This window comes from Corynebacterium sp. HMSC074C03 (assembly GCF_001838285.1).
GTDB lineage: Bacteria > Actinomycetota > Actinomycetes > Mycobacteriales > Mycobacteriaceae > Corynebacterium > Corynebacterium amycolatum.
The window spans coordinates 1-14,917 of sequence record NZ_KV836235.1; the positions used below are offsets into that span (position 1 = coordinate 1).

The 14,917-nt window shown below is 59.5% G+C and carries 15 protein-coding genes and 1 tRNA gene; 5 read left to right on the forward strand and 11 right to left on the reverse strand.

Features of this window, described 5'->3' with window-relative positions:
• Window positions 1-142: 142 nt before the first annotated feature.
• A tRNA-Leu gene (locus HMPREF2847_RS07395) sits at window positions 143-224 on the reverse strand.
• Window positions 225-427: 203 nt separating this feature from the next.
• Here HMPREF2847_RS07395 and HMPREF2847_RS07400 point away from each other — a divergent pair.
• A complete protein-coding gene (locus HMPREF2847_RS07400) occupies window positions 428-823 on the forward strand; it encodes a hypothetical protein (protein WP_070851996.1) in 396 nt (131 codons plus the stop codon).
• A 33-nt stretch (window positions 824-856) separates the two neighbouring features.
• Window positions 857-1,210 carry a DUF3817 domain-containing protein gene (locus tag HMPREF2847_RS07405; protein WP_005511118.1) on the forward strand — a complete coding sequence of 118 codons (354 nt, stop codon included), beginning with the start codon at window positions 857-859 and terminating at the stop codon, window positions 1,208-1,210.
• Window positions 1,211-1,255: 45 nt separating this feature from the next.
• On the opposite strand, the gene HMPREF2847_RS07410 is transcribed toward HMPREF2847_RS07405, so the two are convergent.
• The 8 genes from HMPREF2847_RS07410 to clpS all read right to left on the reverse strand — a co-directional run bounded on the left by HMPREF2847_RS07410 (window position 1,256) and on the right by clpS (window position 7,370).
• Window positions 1,256-1,957, reverse strand: a complete 702-nt coding sequence (locus HMPREF2847_RS07410) for a non-canonical purine NTP pyrophosphatase (RefSeq protein WP_070851997.1) — start codon at window positions 1,955-1,957, stop codon at window positions 1,256-1,258.
• Window positions 1,954-2,715, reverse strand: a complete 762-nt coding sequence (gene rph, locus HMPREF2847_RS07415; RefSeq protein ID WP_038628017.1) for a ribonuclease PH — start codon at window positions 2,713-2,715, stop codon at window positions 1,954-1,956. The genes HMPREF2847_RS07410 and rph overlap by 4 nt, the downstream gene beginning before the upstream one ends.
• 68 nt (window positions 2,716-2,783) lie before the next feature.
• A complete protein-coding gene (locus HMPREF2847_RS07420; RefSeq protein ID WP_049182001.1) occupies window positions 2,784-3,566 on the reverse strand; it encodes an MBL fold metallo-hydrolase in 783 nt (260 codons plus the stop codon).
• A gap of 73 nt (window positions 3,567-3,639) precedes the next feature.
• Window positions 3,640-4,506, reverse strand: coding sequence for a glutamate racemase (murI, locus tag HMPREF2847_RS07425; RefSeq protein WP_370523089.1), 867 nt, complete (start codon window positions 4,504-4,506; stop codon window positions 3,640-3,642).
• Between the two features lie 108 nt (window positions 4,507-4,614).
• On the reverse strand, window positions 4,615-5,289 hold the full coding sequence (locus HMPREF2847_RS07430; protein WP_070851998.1) for a rhomboid family intramembrane serine protease: 675 nt from the start codon (window positions 5,287-5,289) through the stop codon (window positions 4,615-4,617).
• Between the two features lie 16 nt (window positions 5,290-5,305).
• Window positions 5,306-6,409: a P1 family peptidase gene (locus tag HMPREF2847_RS07435; protein ID WP_070851999.1), complete on the reverse strand. Its 1,104-nt coding sequence runs from the start codon at window positions 6,407-6,409 to the stop codon at window positions 5,306-5,308.
• Between the two features lie 85 nt (window positions 6,410-6,494).
• Window positions 6,495-7,046 (reverse strand): DUF2017 domain-containing protein, encoded by a 552-nt coding sequence (locus HMPREF2847_RS07440; RefSeq protein ID WP_070833878.1) that lies wholly within the window; start codon window positions 7,044-7,046, stop codon window positions 6,495-6,497.
• A gap of 30 nt (window positions 7,047-7,076) precedes the next feature.
• Entirely contained in the window at window positions 7,077-7,370 is a 294-nt protein-coding gene (gene clpS, locus HMPREF2847_RS07445; protein WP_005511165.1) for an ATP-dependent Clp protease adapter ClpS, read from the reverse strand.
• Between the two features lie 81 nt (window positions 7,371-7,451).
• Here clpS and HMPREF2847_RS07450 point away from each other — a divergent pair, with 81 nt between their 5' ends.
• The 3 genes from HMPREF2847_RS07450 (at window position 7,452) to HMPREF2847_RS07460 (ending at window position 12,644) form a co-directional block, all read left to right on the forward strand.
• Window positions 7,452-8,762, forward strand: a complete 1,311-nt coding sequence (locus HMPREF2847_RS07450) for a nicotinate phosphoribosyltransferase (RefSeq protein WP_070852004.1) — start codon at window positions 7,452-7,454, stop codon at window positions 8,760-8,762.
• A gap of 137 nt (window positions 8,763-8,899) precedes the next feature.
• A complete protein-coding gene (locus tag HMPREF2847_RS07455) occupies window positions 8,900-10,879 on the forward strand; it encodes an ATP-dependent DNA helicase (RefSeq protein ID WP_187401080.1) in 1,980 nt (659 codons plus the stop codon).
• A 181-nt stretch (window positions 10,880-11,060) separates the two neighbouring features.
• Window positions 11,061-12,644: an AMP-binding protein gene (locus HMPREF2847_RS07460; RefSeq protein ID WP_070852001.1), complete on the forward strand. Its 1,584-nt coding sequence runs from the start codon at window positions 11,061-11,063 to the stop codon at window positions 12,642-12,644.
• On the opposite strand, the gene HMPREF2847_RS07465 is transcribed toward HMPREF2847_RS07460, so the two are convergent.
• Together HMPREF2847_RS07465 and serB are read right to left on the reverse strand one after the other, a co-directional pair.
• Window positions 12,641-13,438, reverse strand: coding sequence for an aminoacyl-tRNA hydrolase (locus tag HMPREF2847_RS07465; RefSeq protein ID WP_070852002.1), 798 nt, complete (start codon window positions 13,436-13,438; stop codon window positions 12,641-12,643). The genes HMPREF2847_RS07460 and HMPREF2847_RS07465 overlap by 4 nt on opposite strands.
• Window positions 13,438-14,730: a phosphoserine phosphatase SerB gene (serB, locus tag HMPREF2847_RS07470; protein ID WP_070852005.1), complete on the reverse strand. Its 1,293-nt coding sequence runs from the start codon at window positions 14,728-14,730 to the stop codon at window positions 13,438-13,440. Before serB ends, HMPREF2847_RS07465 begins: the two co-directional genes overlap by 1 nt.
• Window positions 14,731-14,917 lie beyond the last annotated feature (187 nt).

The following is a 14,917-nucleotide window of genomic DNA, read 5'->3' on the forward strand; positions in this document are numbered from 1 at the left end:
CCGGAAAAGACACACTTTTCTTTACTTAACCCCCGGGAGGACACACTTTTTGCCACCCGCCCCAATCCCCCCCCCTGAACAGGAAGCTCCCCTAAAAACGCCCAAGGCCAGGCAGTACAACACTGCCTGGCCGGGGCTTTTGTGCGCCTGGGGAGACTTGAACTCCCACGCCCGAAGGCACTGGAACCTAAATCCAGCGCGTCTGCCAATTCCGCCACAGGCGCCTGTCGTAAATCCGTGATAGTTCCGTACAGCCCCCGCAAGCATGGACTACTTATTAGCCGCCTACAGGCACAACGAACTTTCACAGCTCATTTGGACTGTACACACTTTAACGGGTTTGCCGCAGATTTCCTAATGTCCCATCCCCTGCCTTATACAGCGAGCGCGCTAGCTTGGCAGGTCACGGACTAGCTATGGTGGTTATGTGTCCACTTCACAGCATTCCGATACCACTGGCAAGCCTGCAAAGATTCCCACTCGTACACGCGTGGTTCAACTGATCTTCTTGGCTCTTGCAGTCGGCGCCACTCTTGCACTCGCCTACTGGCAGCTCAGCAGGTGGAACACAACCAACTCATTTCAAAACCTGGGATATGCACTGCAGTGGCCTGCTTTCGGCCTGTTCTTTATTTGGGCCTACCGCAAATACATGGAGTACGAACGCGAACGCCTGAGTGGCAATAGCGAGGCCGCTTTTGAGGCTAAAGACGATGTCATGACGGAAATTCCAGACGAATTCCTACCGACCAACCCAGATGGCTCGCGAAAGGTGCAGCGTGTGGATGAGACACAATCGACGGACTCTGGCACCAACGCCTAGGCGATAACTGCTTATTCAAGAAAAGGACTTTTAGTGACCAACATCAATCCAGATCGTCAAGAGCGCGTAAGGAAGGCACTGACGTACTTCTCCGTCACCGCCTACTTCACGGGTGTGATGCTGCTCTTGCTGTGTGCCGAGATGATTTACAAGTACCTCATCCTCGACAACTCCGCCGACGCACCGCGGTGGTTCTTCTACACCGCCCAGATTCACGGCTTCGGCTACATGGCATTCCTCATTGCCACCGTAAACCTGGGTACCAAGGCCCGCTGGGAACCAGCAAAGTGGATCATCACCGCGCTCGGTGGCGTGGTCCCGTTCCTCTCCTTCTTTGTCGAGAAGAAGCGCCGTGAGGAAGTCGAGACCGCTTTCCAGCTGAAGTAGCGGGCTCTCGGCAGCCCGAGGGTTCCCCAAGGGCTCGCCCGAGGGCTAGCCCTCAGACTCTGCCTCAGCCAGGATTTTCAGCGCTGGAGTCAAGGCACGCAGTGCACGCCCCCTGTGGCTAAAAGCGTCCTTGTCTTCGGCGCTCATTTGTGCCGCAGACAAAGTGCCCTCCGCATCATTGCCCTCACCAACTGCGGGCGCGAACACCGGATCATAGCCGAACCCATTGTCTCCAACAGGCTCGCGCAGAATGGAGCCAGGCCAGCGGCCCTCCACAACCAGCAGCAGATTACCGGCTTCATCGAGGACGGCTGGGAAACCGCCGTCGGCAAGCGCGGACGGCACCTCCTTGACACCAGGGACGACCAACGCGCAGGCGGTACGGAAGGACGCAGTGCGACGCTCATCTGGGCAGTCACCCATTTGAGCGAGCAGCAGCTCGTAGTTAGCGACATCGTCGCCATGAACGCCGGACCAACGCGCCGAGAGCACACCCGGCATGCCGTTTAGCTCATCGACGCTGAGCCCCGAATCGTCTGCCAAGCAGGCGTAGCCGGTGTGTGTCGCACCATCGAAAGCCTTGATGTAGGCGTTGTCCGCAAAAGTGCGACCGGTTTCAGGGCGCTCTGGGTACTCCGGGACGTCGCTAAGCGAAAGAAGTTCCACCGAATCAATACCCGCCGCACGCAGGATGCGATCGAGCTCGACTAGTTTTTTAGAATTTCGGGTAGCGACGAGGAGCTTCACGGCAGCTCACCCGGGTACGGCGCGCGCAGCACTTCCTGCTGCAGGGCGATGAGCTCACGCAGACCCTTTTCCGCAGAGTCGAGCATGTCATTCAGCTGCCCCCGGTCGAAGGTGCCTTCCTCGCCAGTGCCCTGGATTTCGACGAACTTGCCCTCTGCGGTCATCACCACGTTGAGGTCCACCTCAGCGCGCGAGTCCTCCTCGTAAGGCAGGTCCAGGCAGACGCGGCCGTCAATAATGCCGACCGAAACAGCTGCGACTGGTGCCTTCAGCGGAGTGCCCGGAACTGCACCTGCTGCATGCAGGTATGTCAAGGCATCAGCCAGCGCGACGTACGCACCGGTGATGGAGGCCGTGCGGGTACCACCATCCGCCTGCAGAACATCACAGTCGATGTTGATGGTGTTCTCACCGAGCTCTTTCAAGTCGATAGCAGCTCGAAGAGAGCGACCGATTAGACGGGAAATCTCGTGAGTACGACCCTTGACCTTGCCGCGCATCGACTCGCGGGGCATGCGCTCGTGGGTAGAGGCCGGCAGCATGGAGTACTCAGCCGTCAGCCAGCCCTCGCCGGAGTCACGCTTGAATCGCGGCACCGACTGCTCAACGGAAGCGGTGCACATCACACGCGTATTGCCGAAAGTAACCAGCACAGAACCTGCCGGATTGTCGGTGAAGCCACGAGTGATGGTCACCTTGCGCATTTCATCAACCGCGCGTCCATCGGCACGGCGAAAATCGGAATTAGCTGTAGTCATGCCAACTACCCTACCGCCCGGCGCGAAAGCGGTGCGACAGCTGTATGGAAACTCGATAATCGCTGAGACTAGCCGCCTAGCTCCATGCCCAGGTAGGCCAATTCAACGTCACCGGCAAAGGTACTCTTCGCAGCACCCAGTGCTTCCTCACCGTCGGCGTATGGCGGAATGTGAGTCAGCACCAGCTTCTTGACCCCCGCCAGTGTCGCTGCCTTTCCGGCCTCATAGCCCGTCAGGTGCATGTCCGGCGGTGTGCCCTCTTCGTTGCTGCACCATGTGGCTTCACAGATGAAGATATCCGCATTCCGCGCCAGCTCCACCAGTTCATCGGTCCACGCAGTATCTCCGGTGTATGCAATGGTCAGACCATCTGCTTCAATGCGGTATCCAACAGCTGGCACCGGGTGGACCATGTTATACGGCGTGACGACGGCGCCTCCGTCCGCTTCGCCCCCGCCGACTAACAGTGGTTCACCGGGGCTACTCACAACCTGGTCAAAAGTGTCTTCCAGGTTGGCATCTTCTTCACTTCCCAGTGCTTTGCACATGGTGCCTATCCGGTCGTGAATGTCTCCGGGGCCAACCAGGAGATTCCGGGAACTCGCTGGGGCTGTCGGGTGGAAGCGACGCCAGACGAGCAGCCCTGGAATGTCTGCAGTGTGGTCTGGGTGGACATGAGTTAGTAACAAATCACAAGCTGCAGGATCAGAGATCTTCTGCAATTCGGCGAGGACACCGGGACCCAAATCAATGACAAAGGTTCGACCGTTATCCAGCTCAATGAGGTAGCCAGATGCTGGCGCCGATGGGCCACCCATGCTGCCTGTACATCCCAGAACCTTCAATCGCATACTTCAAGCTTGCCATGTAATTGATCAAAACCGGGCAAAAAACCAATGGAGTGTCTGGATTTAATAAGAAAGGTCACATTTGGGAATGCATAGTGACCTGGCTAATACCGGGCCCGAGGAAGCGCTTTGCCAGTGATGCAAAAACTTGCGGATCTCCAGTGGATTCAAATGTGCGCACTGGGGTCGGATTACTCTCCGGGTCAGCGAGCATGTCGGTCTTTGTGAGGATGCGCAGAACGTCCTTCGACGTCTCCTCCGCCGAGGACACTAGGGCGACGTCCTCCCCCATGGCCAGCTGAATCACACCAGACAGCAGCGGATAGTGGGTGCAGCCCAGCACGAGTGTGTCCACACCATCGGCCTGCAATGGTGCGAGGTAGCCCTCTGCAAGTCCCAGAATCTGGCGACCAGAGGTAATTCCTCGCTCGACAAAGTCCACGAATCGCGGGCAGTCGACCGCGGAGACATCCACGCCGGGCACTGCATCAAAGAGATCTTGGTAGGCACGGGAGCGAATCGTGGCGGCGGTACCGATTACGCCGACTTTTCCGTTCCTGGTGGTCGATACCGCACGGCGCACGGCGGGCAGAATGACCTCGATTACTGGGACTGGGTAGCGCTCGCGGGCATCACGCAAAAATGCGGCCGAAGCAGTGTTGCAGGCAATGACTATCATCTTGCAGCCGCGTGCAACCAGTTCATCGGCGATCGCTTCAGCGTGCTGACGAACCTCGGCGATGCGCAGCGGGCCGTAAGGGCCGTTGGCAGTATCGCCGATGTACATAATCGACTCGTGCGGCAGCTGATCCATGATGGCACGCGCCACTGTCAGCCCACCGACACCGGAGTCGAAGATGCCAATCGGCGCTGTTCGGTCGGGGAAGCCGCTATCCTGCGCCGTCAGCTGATTGACTGCCTGAGTTCCTGCTTCTGCTCCCACCGCTATCTGGACTCCTCATATCGTTGGTCAAACACCGAAGCTCCTATTCTAGGCCGTTTCCGCCAGAAGCTGATGCTGCTTACCTCGGGCTCTTAGCGACGTGCACTCTTAGCCACGTGCGCGACCGCGCTTAAACATCACCGCAGCCCAGATGCCCGCAAGCCCACCGAAGAGGTGCATCTGCCAACTAACAGCCATCTGTGTTGGCAGCACTCCCCAGATAAGACCCGAGTACATCGATGCCAGAATCACGCCCAAAATAATCTGCATCACCCGACGGTTCACAAAACCGCGCACGACCAAAAACGCCAGCCAGCCGTAAATCAGGCCGGACGCACCGATGTGGACGGTATTTACACCGCCGACCAACCATGTCAGACCGCCACCAACGACCGTAATCAAGAGTGTGACCTGCCAAAATAGCCGCTTCGACGACATTGCAATCAAACCGGCAAACAACGCCCCGGGCAGAGAATTCGCCACAATGTGCCCGTAATCTGCATGCAACAGCGGTGCGGTCAAAATTCCCCATAGCGTCGAGGTTTCGCGTGGGCGCACACCGAAGTTGTTCAGCGCCCCACCAAAGATGAAATCGTTGACAAGAAATACCGTCCAGATAAGTACCAGGTACCCAATAGCCGTACTGATGGCCGCACCGAGCCCGCCGTCGCGATCCTGTGGAACGATCTGATTATTCCGCCGCGTCTGCACGGGACCGCCCATCGGGTACTGCGCATAGTTCTGGTAATTCTGCTGTTGTCCCGAGCTCCATTGCGGATTCATTGGCGAACTTCCCTCACTACTTGTCCAGCATCTCTGACAGCGCGGCTACTCCCGCGCGTCCCGTTGCACTCATCACGGCATCGACAATAGCCATCTGCACCGCATCGGCCGCCATCGCAGCCAACAGGGCCACCACATCCGAGCCCACGGATTCAACATTTTCGCTATCCGCCGCCTCGGCCGAGCTGAGCGCAAACAGCGTGTCACCGTCCATCGGTGCATGGGCCGGCCGAATCGCTCGTGCCAGCCCATCATGACCGCACATCGCCAACCGCTTCAACTGCGCAGTTGTCACCGGCGCATTGGTTATCAATGTGCCAATCGTTGTGTTTCGCGTGCTTGCCGACGACTCCCCGTCGCCAGCCGCATCGGCAAGAATTTTGGTTCTACCGACGAAAACCTGGTCCAGCTGCGCCAATGCGTCCTTGCTGGCACCGGCAGCCGCGGGCATTCCGTAAAGGTGTCCCTCCGGGTCAATGACCGCACCAAAGGAGTTGACCACCATTGCGGCAGCCACAAAATATTTTCCATCGGCGGAGGTCACACGGGCTTGCCCAAAGCCACCCTTGATTGCCCCGGCCATAGCGCCGACACCGGCACCTACTGTGCCGGAGGGAGAGTCCTCCGGGACGTCGTCAAGCGCGTGCGACAACGCCTCGCGCCCGAGTTCAGCGGTGGGCAGCGTCGGCTCCCCCAACAGCAAGTCGAAGATGACAGCACCGGGAACGATGGGCACGAGGATATCCGGACGAGTGGGAGTGACCTCAAAGCCAATGCCGCGGTCGCGCAGTTCGCGTATAACTCCGTCGGCAGCTGCGAGGCCGTATGCGGAGCCGCCAGCCAAAACGACAGCGTGGGCGCGTTCGACGGTATTCTCCGGTGCGAGCAGGTCGGTCTCGCGAGTGCCAGGACCGCCACCGCGGACATCGACAGCGCCGACAGCACCGCCTGGAGCGGCGATGACGGTGACTCCGGTGTCCCCCTCAGCAGCATGGCCGATGGAGATGCCGTCGATGGAGTCGAGACATCCTGCGCCAATGTCGATGCTCGTGCCCAGCGCAGCACTGCTGGCTTGGTGTCGAATGTCGGTGGGGCTGATTGCGAAAATCTCAGAATTCATTGTCGACTACGGCACCTTTCACCACAGTTCATGGCAGTTAGCCTCAGTTGATTACTGCATCTTTTCGGGGTTTTGCTCGGATTCGCTACTCACCCATGAGCTGATCCAGCAGTGACTCTTGGTTGTAGGACAGCCACTGGTACATCGCGTCGGTCTGCTCAATCTGCTCGATGGAGCCATTGAGGTTCTCCATGGAAACGTGCAGGTAAATACGTAGGTCATTGATACCTGCAACCCAGGCATGGGCATCGCTTTCCGAAATGGATACCTGCCCCGACTCGGCGGGCTCCAGGGCGTCGATAATCGCACGCAGGGAATGGAGCTTGCTCTCTACAATCTCCGACTCATGCAGCTGGCGCATGAGGGCGTTTTCCCCCTCCACGCTCTCCTCACCCGGCTTGGTGAAGTCCGGCAACAGTCGCGCAAGCTTAGGATCGGCTGGGGCCTCGGAGTGTCCGACGGGCATTCCCGTCATTTCCGCGAGCTCATCCTTCGGCGCCGACCGGGCTCGCTCCATCAGCGAGTCCGCCACAGTAGCAGCCAGATTCAGCAGCAAATCCCGCTCCGTGCCTTCAAAAGCCGTGACGTACTTGACGCCACCGCCGAGAAGGGATCGCTTGCGCTTCCAAGGACGCATGTAAATTCTCTCCCGCTGTCGAATATCGGCTTAGTCAGCCTGCTCCATTGTTGCCCACAAGCCCGCCTTGTGGAGCTTCTTCACATCGGCCTCCACCTTGTCACGCTCACCGGAAGACACGATTGCCTTACCCTCCGTGTGAACCGTCATCATCAGCGCGTGCGCCTTCTTTCGGTCCATGCCGAAGAGCATCTGGAACACGTAGGTGACATAACTCATCGAATTAACCTGGTCATCCCACACAATGCACTGCCAGGGTCGGTTCGATTCCGTCACGACATCGGCATCCATAGTGGGCATCGGTGTTGCTGCTGGCATGCTCATAGGCACCAGGATAGTACGGAGTGGCGCGCGCTCGCCGGAACCGACTGCCCCGGCCAGCTTCAGCCGACTAGACTATTGACCGTGATTGATAAGCATTCCTCCACCGCCCTTCTCACCGATAAGTACGAGCTGACGATGCTGCAGGCATCGCTTGCCGACGGATCCGGCGAGCGCCAGGTCGCCTTCGAAGTGTTTGGCCGTCGTCTGCCGAATGAGCGCCGCTATGGCGTTGTCGCTGGTACAGCGCGTGTATTGGATGCTATCCGCAACTTCCGCTTCACCGAGGAACAGCTGGCTTCGCTGGACTTCCTCGATGACCGGACGCTGGATTACCTGCGTAACTATTCATTCAGCGGCCAAGTCGACGGCTACCGCGAAGGAGAGCTCTACTTCCCCGCCTCGCCCATTTTGACGGTGCGAGGCACTTTCGCCGAGTGCGTCATTTTGGAGACTGTTATTCTCTCCATTCTCAATGCGGACTCCGCCATTGCCTCGGCAGCGACCCGAATGGTCACGGCTGCCGGTGGGCGCCCGATTATTGAAATGGGTTCGCGTCGTACTCATGAAGAAGCAGCTGTGACCGCTGCCCGCGCCGCCTACCTGGCAGGTTTTAGCGCCACCTCCAACTTGGAGGCAGCGGCACGGTACAACATCCCAGCCTCCGGTACCGCTGCGCACGCGTGGACTCTGTTACACACCAACGCAGATGGCACGACAAACGAGGCTGCAGCCTTCAAAGCTCAGATTGACACGCTGGGGACCGACACCACTTTGTTGGTGGATACCTACGACATCACCGAGGGGGTCAATACGGCCATTGAGGTCGCGGGTCCGGAACTCGGCGGTGTACGTATTGACTCCGGGGACCTTGGAGTTCTCGCTCGCCAGGTGCGTCAGCAGCTGGACTCGCTGGGTGCACACAACACCAACATCGTAGTATCCTCTGACCTCGACGAGTTCGCTATTGCGGCGCTGAGGGCCGAGCCGGTCGATGTCTACGGTGTGGGCACCTCTGTAGTCACTGGCTCCGGCGCACCGACTGCGGGACTGGTCTACAAGATGGTCGAAGTTGATGGGGTGCCCGTCGCCAAGCGCTCGTTGGACAAGCGAAGCCACGGTGGCGTGAAGGCGGCGATTCGTACCTGCCGCCGTTCCGGTACCGCCGTGGAGGAAATCGCTTTCCCGCTCGGCTCGGAAATCCCGGATGTGGGCAACCTGCACTACCGCGATCTAACCATTCCGATGATGCGCGATGGCGAGGTCGTCGATGGTCTACCGACCTTGGAGGAGTCCCGCGATCACTTGGTTAAGGCGCTGGTCAGCCTCCCGTGGGAGGGGCTCGCACTTTCCCGTGACGAGCCGGTACTGTCCGTCCGTTTTCACGGCGTTTAGGCGGCGGGGGAACTGTGTCGGATACTCCCGAGCACGCAGATTTTGCTGAGCTATCGGATGACGTTCAGGACTTTGACGATGTTGACGATGCTGACGAGCTAGCTTCACCGAGAGCCAGCGTCCATGACTCGGATAGCATCGAAGCTCTTCTCGATGCAGCAGTGAAGGGACTCGGCGGAACAACTCGCCCGAATCAGGTCAAGATGTCCCGCGCGGTGGCCTCCGCCTTTGCGCGCGAGCGACACCTAGCGGTACAGGCCGGTACCGGTACGGGTAAGTCGCTGGCCTACCTGGTGCCCGCCATTGTGCAGGCAATGGAGTCCGACGAGTCCGTAATCGTTTCCACGGCGACCATTGCGCTGCAGCGTCAGCTGGTCGAACGCGACTTGCCGCGGCTAGTCAGTTCACTAGAACCGCACTTGTCTCGCACGCCGACCTTCGCAATCCTCAAAGGGCGTTCGAACTACCTGTGCAAGTCCAAGGTCGGAAATGTCATCAAAGATCCCGTCATGGACGGTGACGAATCCGAGCAGGCCAGTATGGGTGGCCCAACTGCTCTACTCAGCGAAGCGCAGCTCAGCCGAACCGCTGCCGAGGTCATGCGGCTACGCGAGTGGGCCAATGACACCGACACCGGCGACCGCGACAGCCTGGACAAGGGCGTCTCCAACGAAGCCTGGCTGCAGGTCTCCGTCACGGCCCGCGAATGCGTCGGCTCTATTTCCTGCCCTTTCGGCGAGGAGTGTTTCGCTGAACAAGCCCGCCGCGAGGCCTCCAACGTCGACATCGTTGTCACCAATCACGCACTGTTGGCCATCGATGCGCTCTCCGACGCCATGATCTTGCCGCAGCACGACTGCGTCGTCATTGACGAGGCTCACGAGCTCGACGGTCGAATCACCTCCGTTGCCACCGACGAGCTCTCCCCTGCCGGTATCACCATGATGGCCCGGCGCGCCCGCAAATTCGGCGCCGCAGAGCAGGTCGATGATGTCACCGATGCCACGGATCTACTCGGCGAGACCGTCGCATTGCTTGCCGACGCCTACAGCGGCGCACTCGAAGAAATTCCCGGTGAGCTGGGAGCGGCACTAGCTTCGCTCCGCGATAGCCTGTGGCAACTGCAAACCACGCTGGGCACCTCTGGCTCAGGCGACTCTGGCGGGTCGGGCTCCGGTGGTTCGGGTTCCGACTCTGACAACACTGAACGTCAGACCGTCCGCGCAGCCGTGGAGAATATGCACGACACTGTCGTCCGGATTCTCGAGTTCAGCAGCGACGATGTCGTATGGCTTGGCGAGAACAAGACAGTTTATGTCGCTCCCCTGTCCATCGCAGCGCTGCTTCGCGAACGCCTCTTCGGCGAATCCACCGTCGTTTTGACCTCAGCAACACTTGCTCTTGGTGGCAAGTTCGATGCTATGGCCGCTGCCTGGGGGCTTCCCTCCGGCGGGTGGGATGGCTTGGACGTCGGCACGCCCTTTGACCCGCAGAAATCTGGCATCCTCTACGTCGCACGCGACCTGCCTCGTCCGGGACGCGACGGCGCCACACCAGAGCAGTTCGCGATCATGGAACGCCTCATCCGCGCCGCTGGTGGGCGAACGCTGGGGCTGTTTTCCTCCCGCCGAGGTGCCGAGGCAGCGGCGGAGGAAATGCGCAAGCGCCTGCCTTACGACGTCCTGTGCCAAGGCGATGACTCTATCGGCGCTCTGGTTGATCGCTTCGCCGCTAATCCGCAGACGTGTTTGTTTGGCACGCTGACGCTGTGGCAAGGCGTCGATGTTCCTGGCCCATCGCTATCGTGCGTCATCATCGATCGTATCCCGTTCCCCCGACCCGACGACCCGCTACTGTCCGCGCGCTCCGATGCGGCTAATGCCGCTGGCCGAAACGGTTTTATGGAGGTCTCAGCGACACATGCGGCGCTGCTGATGGCGCAGGGTTCTGGTCGTCTGCTACGTCAAGTCGATGACCGCGGGGTTGTTGCGGTGTTGGATTCACGGTTGGCGACTGCGCGCTATGGATCTTGGATTGCCGCGTCGATGCCGGACTTCTGGAGGACGACCAACCTGGATACTGCGGCTGGAGCGTTGCAGCGGCTGACCCAAGGCTGATTCAGGGGACTTGTCTGGGCTCACGAAGTAATGCTGGATTAGGCATAGTTTCTGGAAAAACTTCCACGCTTTTCCATCCAATACATTATTGTGATGTGTAACACAGCACTGCTGCAGCGACCTAGCTAATGATGCAGGGCACTTGGCAGCCGTGCGCGAGATTAGAAAGGCGATTTCCTGCATGCCCCTTTCCAGCAACCTCCCCGACATCGACATCCCGGAGACCTCGCTCTTTGAGTTCCTCTTCGGAGAAATTGAGCCGCGCCACCAGGACAAGCTTGCAATCGTTGACTCAGGCTCCGAGGTCACCTTCGGTGATCTGAAGGCCAGCATTGAGAAGTTCGCGGGTGCACTGGCAGCACGTGGGATTAAGAAGGGCGACGTTGTGGCTCTCCACTGCCCCAACTCGACAACTTTCGCAGTCGCTCTTCACGGTGTCCTGCGCGCAGGGGCTGTCTGCACGACAGTTGCATCGCTGGCAACTGCCGAGGACGTTGAAAAGCAGCTGCGTATCTCTGACGCCAAGATGATGCTGACGACTTCGTCGATTGGTTGGGCCGGCGCTAACGGCGCTGAGGCCGCTGGCCTCCCGGAAGAGATGATTATCGGTCTGACGGGTCTCCACGGCATGGGCGAGCTGCTTGCAGAGGGACACGCAGCCCCGGACGTCGAGGTATCACCCGATGACGTTGCCGTGATTCCGTTTTCCTCCGGAACCACCGGTGTGCCCAAGGGCGTCCAGCTCACCCACCGCAACCTGGTGGCCAACGTCGCTCAGGCAGGCGGAGCCACAGTCAACGCGCTGACTGAGGACACCCCGGCCGTCACTATCCTGCCGTTCTTCCACATCTACGGCCTGACTGCACTCCTGAACCTGTCCCTGTGGCGTCGCACGACTCAGTACACGATGGGCAAGTTCGACCTCCTGGACTTCCTCTCCATCATCGCTGAGCACAAGGTCAAGTTCGCATTCATCGCACCGCCTGTTGCTGTCGGCTTGGCTAAGCACCCGGCTGTCGATTCCTTCGATTTGTCCAGCCTGGAGACTGTTTTCTCCGGCGCAGCATCCCTGCAGCTCGATCTCGCGGAACAGGTGGAAAAGCGCCTCGACTGCGTCGTCGCTCAGGGCTACGGCATGACCGAGTCCTCTCCCGCCGCCCACATCCGTATCGGTCACGATAGCCCGCTGGATTCCATCGGCCGCGCGGTGCCGAATACCCAATACAAAATCGTGGACCTCGAGGCCGACGGCTTCGAGGAGATTCCAGTCCCCTCCGAGGGGCGCTCGAAGCCAGGCGAACTGTGGGTCTACGGTCCGCAGGTCATGAAGGGCTACCTCAACAACCCAGAAGCTACGGCAGAAACGCTTGTCGACGGTTGGTTGCGTACCGGCGACGTTGCGGAACTCGACGAACACGGCAATGCGTACATCGTCGACCGCTTCAAGGAACTGATTAAGTACAAGGGCTACCAGGTTCCGCCGGCTGAGCTCGAGTCCGTGCTGCTCAGCCACCCGGGTATTGCCGATGCCGCCTGCAGCGGTGTCATTCGCTCCGACGGCGAGGAGATTCCAAAGGCTTACGTCGTCCTCAAGGCAGGCAAGCAGGTGACTGAAGACGAGATTATGGACTACGTCGCCGACCGCGTCGCACCGTACAAGAAGGTGCGGGTCGTCGAATTCATGGAGGAAATCCCGAAGTCAGCAACGGGCAAGATTCTGCGGAAGGACCTCAAGGCCATGGAGGCAGCACGCGCTCAGCTTTAAGCTGTCGCCCCAGGAGTCACAGCGACAGTCACTGAGCCGGGTGCAATCTCAGTAAACCCGGCATCCTGGACCTCTACCGCGCGGAGCTCTGGCGCTGGCCACTGCTCCCGCGGTGTTTCCTTCACATCTAACGCATAGCCACTTTGCGCCCACGCCCACGCTTCCTCGACCGACAGGCTGGCCGCATAGAGCATTGAGCCGTGTCCAACTTGTGCGGCCACCTTTCCTACGGACATATTCAGGTTTTTGTCCACCCAAATCACTGGCGGAGCAAAGGTGTCAGCTCTCCCATGGTTGCCCGAGTCGTCGGGAGGTGTGGTCTCCGGGTCGTCGTAAGGCAAATCGGTGCCGGAAATTTGTAGTTTGGCAATCTCCGGGTAGGTATCGTCGACAGGAGTTGGCACTAGTGCGCGAGCTTGCGCGCCGTCGACGTCCACGGTGACACCCGGTGCAAGCTGAGCGCGTTGCCAGCCGATATTGCGAGCGCGACGTGTGAGCTTGCGGATGCGCGCACCGTACCAAGACACCAGACCTTGTTGATAGGCCGAAGTGTCATCGCCTGCACGCTCGTCGAGGCAACAAGCAACAACAGCCATCGCGGCGGCGCGGAGCAGCGCAGTTCGCGAGGGGCGTTCCTTCTTCGGAACCTCAAGCACAATAGCCATTGCCCACGGCACATCCTCGCCATGGTCTTCCCTATCGGGTTGTGGCAGGAGGCTATGGGCAGTGCGGAACCACTCCGGCACCGATGATGCGTCCGTGACAGTGAGATTCTGGTGATTCTCGCGTCGCACTACTGCTCCAACGGCACGCGGCGGAAGGTGCCATCTTCGCGGTCGGCATCGTCGATTTCGTCGCGGGAAATGCCCAACATGAACAGAATCGAGTCCATGAATGGAACGTTGACCGACGTGTCAGCGATTTCCTTCAGCGCCGGCTTCGCGTTGAAAGCAATACCGAGGCCCGCGACTGACAACATATCGATGTCATTGGCGCCATCGCCGACAGCGACGGTCTGGTGCATCTGAAGCCCAGACTCCGCGGCGAACGCCTTAAGACTGCGGGCCTTTTCCTGCCTATCAACGACACCGCCGACCACGCGCCCGGTCAGCTTTCCGTCCTCAATCTCGAGGGTATTGGCCTTGTAAAAGTCCAGACCGAGATCCTTTGCCAGTGGCTCCAGAATCTGGATAAAGCCACCGGAGACAGCACCACACTTGTAACCGAGACGTTTCAGCGTGCGGATCGTAGTGCGGGCGCCAGGGGTCAGCTCGATGGAGTTGGTAACTTCCTCAAGGACGCTGACCGGCAGGCCTGCCAGAGCCTTAACTCGCTCGTGCAATGACTCAGCAAAGTCCAGTTCACCGCGCATAGCGCGCTCTGTAACCGCTGCAACCTCCGCTTCGCGACCAGCGTGGGCGGCCAGCATCTCAATGACCTCACCGGTAATCAAAGTGGAGTCCACATCGAAGCAAATCAAGCGCTTGGATCGGCGCTGCAAACCTGCGCGTTCAATTGCGATGTCAATGTCCTGGTCCTGTGCAAGCTCGGCCAGCGCCTTACGCAGCGGAATGCCCGCACCCGGCTTCGGGTCCGGAATAGAGACAAGCAGCTCCAGGCCAGTAACTGGGTAGTCAGCAATACCGCGAATGGAATCGATGTTTGCACCGTAATCTGCGAGAGTACGGCCGATACGGGAAATATCCTCAGCATTGACCGGATTGCCCAATACGACAAGTGCGTGGGTAGATCCATCGCTGCGCTCAATCGGGGCATCAAGCTGGAAACTGACTGTCATGCCGTGAGGCTTCAGTGTTTCAATGAGCCCCTCACGCAGGACGCCGACCTTCTCTTCTGTGACGCCAACAAGCGCACCGAGACTCAAATTAGAGCGGAACACCGACTGCTCCACATCAAGAATCTGAACTCCGTGGGCCGCGAGCACACGGAAGAAGGCTGCCGAGACACCCGGGCGGTCTCGGCCAACAGCGGTAATAAGCACCGGAGCTAGTCCCGGTGCTAACGAAACCGACAAGGCATCGGAATCTGCGGACTGACTGGGAGAGGTAATTACCTGTTCATTCACCAATCCAGTATCGCATGAAGCCCCGGCAGAGTGCTCATCGCATTGCGGGATACCGCACTTCGGAGGGTGGCCAGTCGCAGCCATTAGCTGTCGCCCCCCCCCTGCTCTCCACTGCTCTCCCCTTCAGCTCCCTTGGTGCGCTCCCTGCGCTCCCTGCCCGTTACCTTGTGAGTGTCCCCGATAATGG

What these genes read in the sequence shown, in the direction of transcription:
- rph (WP_038628017.1), bottom strand. Translation starts at nt 2,715, where the DNA reads ATGACTACAGCTAATTCCGATTTTCGCCGTGCCGATGGACGCGCGGTT.
- HMPREF2847_RS07460 (WP_070852001.1), top strand. Translation starts at nt 11,061, where the DNA reads ATGCCCCTTTCCAGCAACCTCCCCGACATCGACATCCCGGAGACCTCG.
- HMPREF2847_RS07420 (WP_049182001.1), bottom strand. Translation starts at nt 3,566, where the DNA reads ATGCGATTGAAGGTTCTGGGATGTACAGGCAGCATGGGTGGCCCATCG.
- HMPREF2847_RS07440 (WP_070833878.1), bottom strand. Translation starts at nt 7,046, where the DNA reads ATGCGTCCTTGGAAGCGCAAGCGATCCCTTCTCGGCGGTGGCGTCAAG.
- HMPREF2847_RS07430 (WP_070851998.1), bottom strand. Translation starts at nt 5,289, where the DNA reads ATGAATCCGCAATGGAGCTCGGGACAACAGCAGAATTACCAGAACTAT.
- HMPREF2847_RS07435 (WP_070851999.1), bottom strand. Translation starts at nt 6,409, where the DNA reads ATGAATTCTGAGATTTTCGCAATCAGCCCCACCGACATTCGACACCAA.
- clpS (WP_005511165.1), bottom strand. Translation starts at nt 7,370, where the DNA reads ATGAGCATGCCAGCAGCAACACCGATGCCCACTATGGATGCCGATGTC.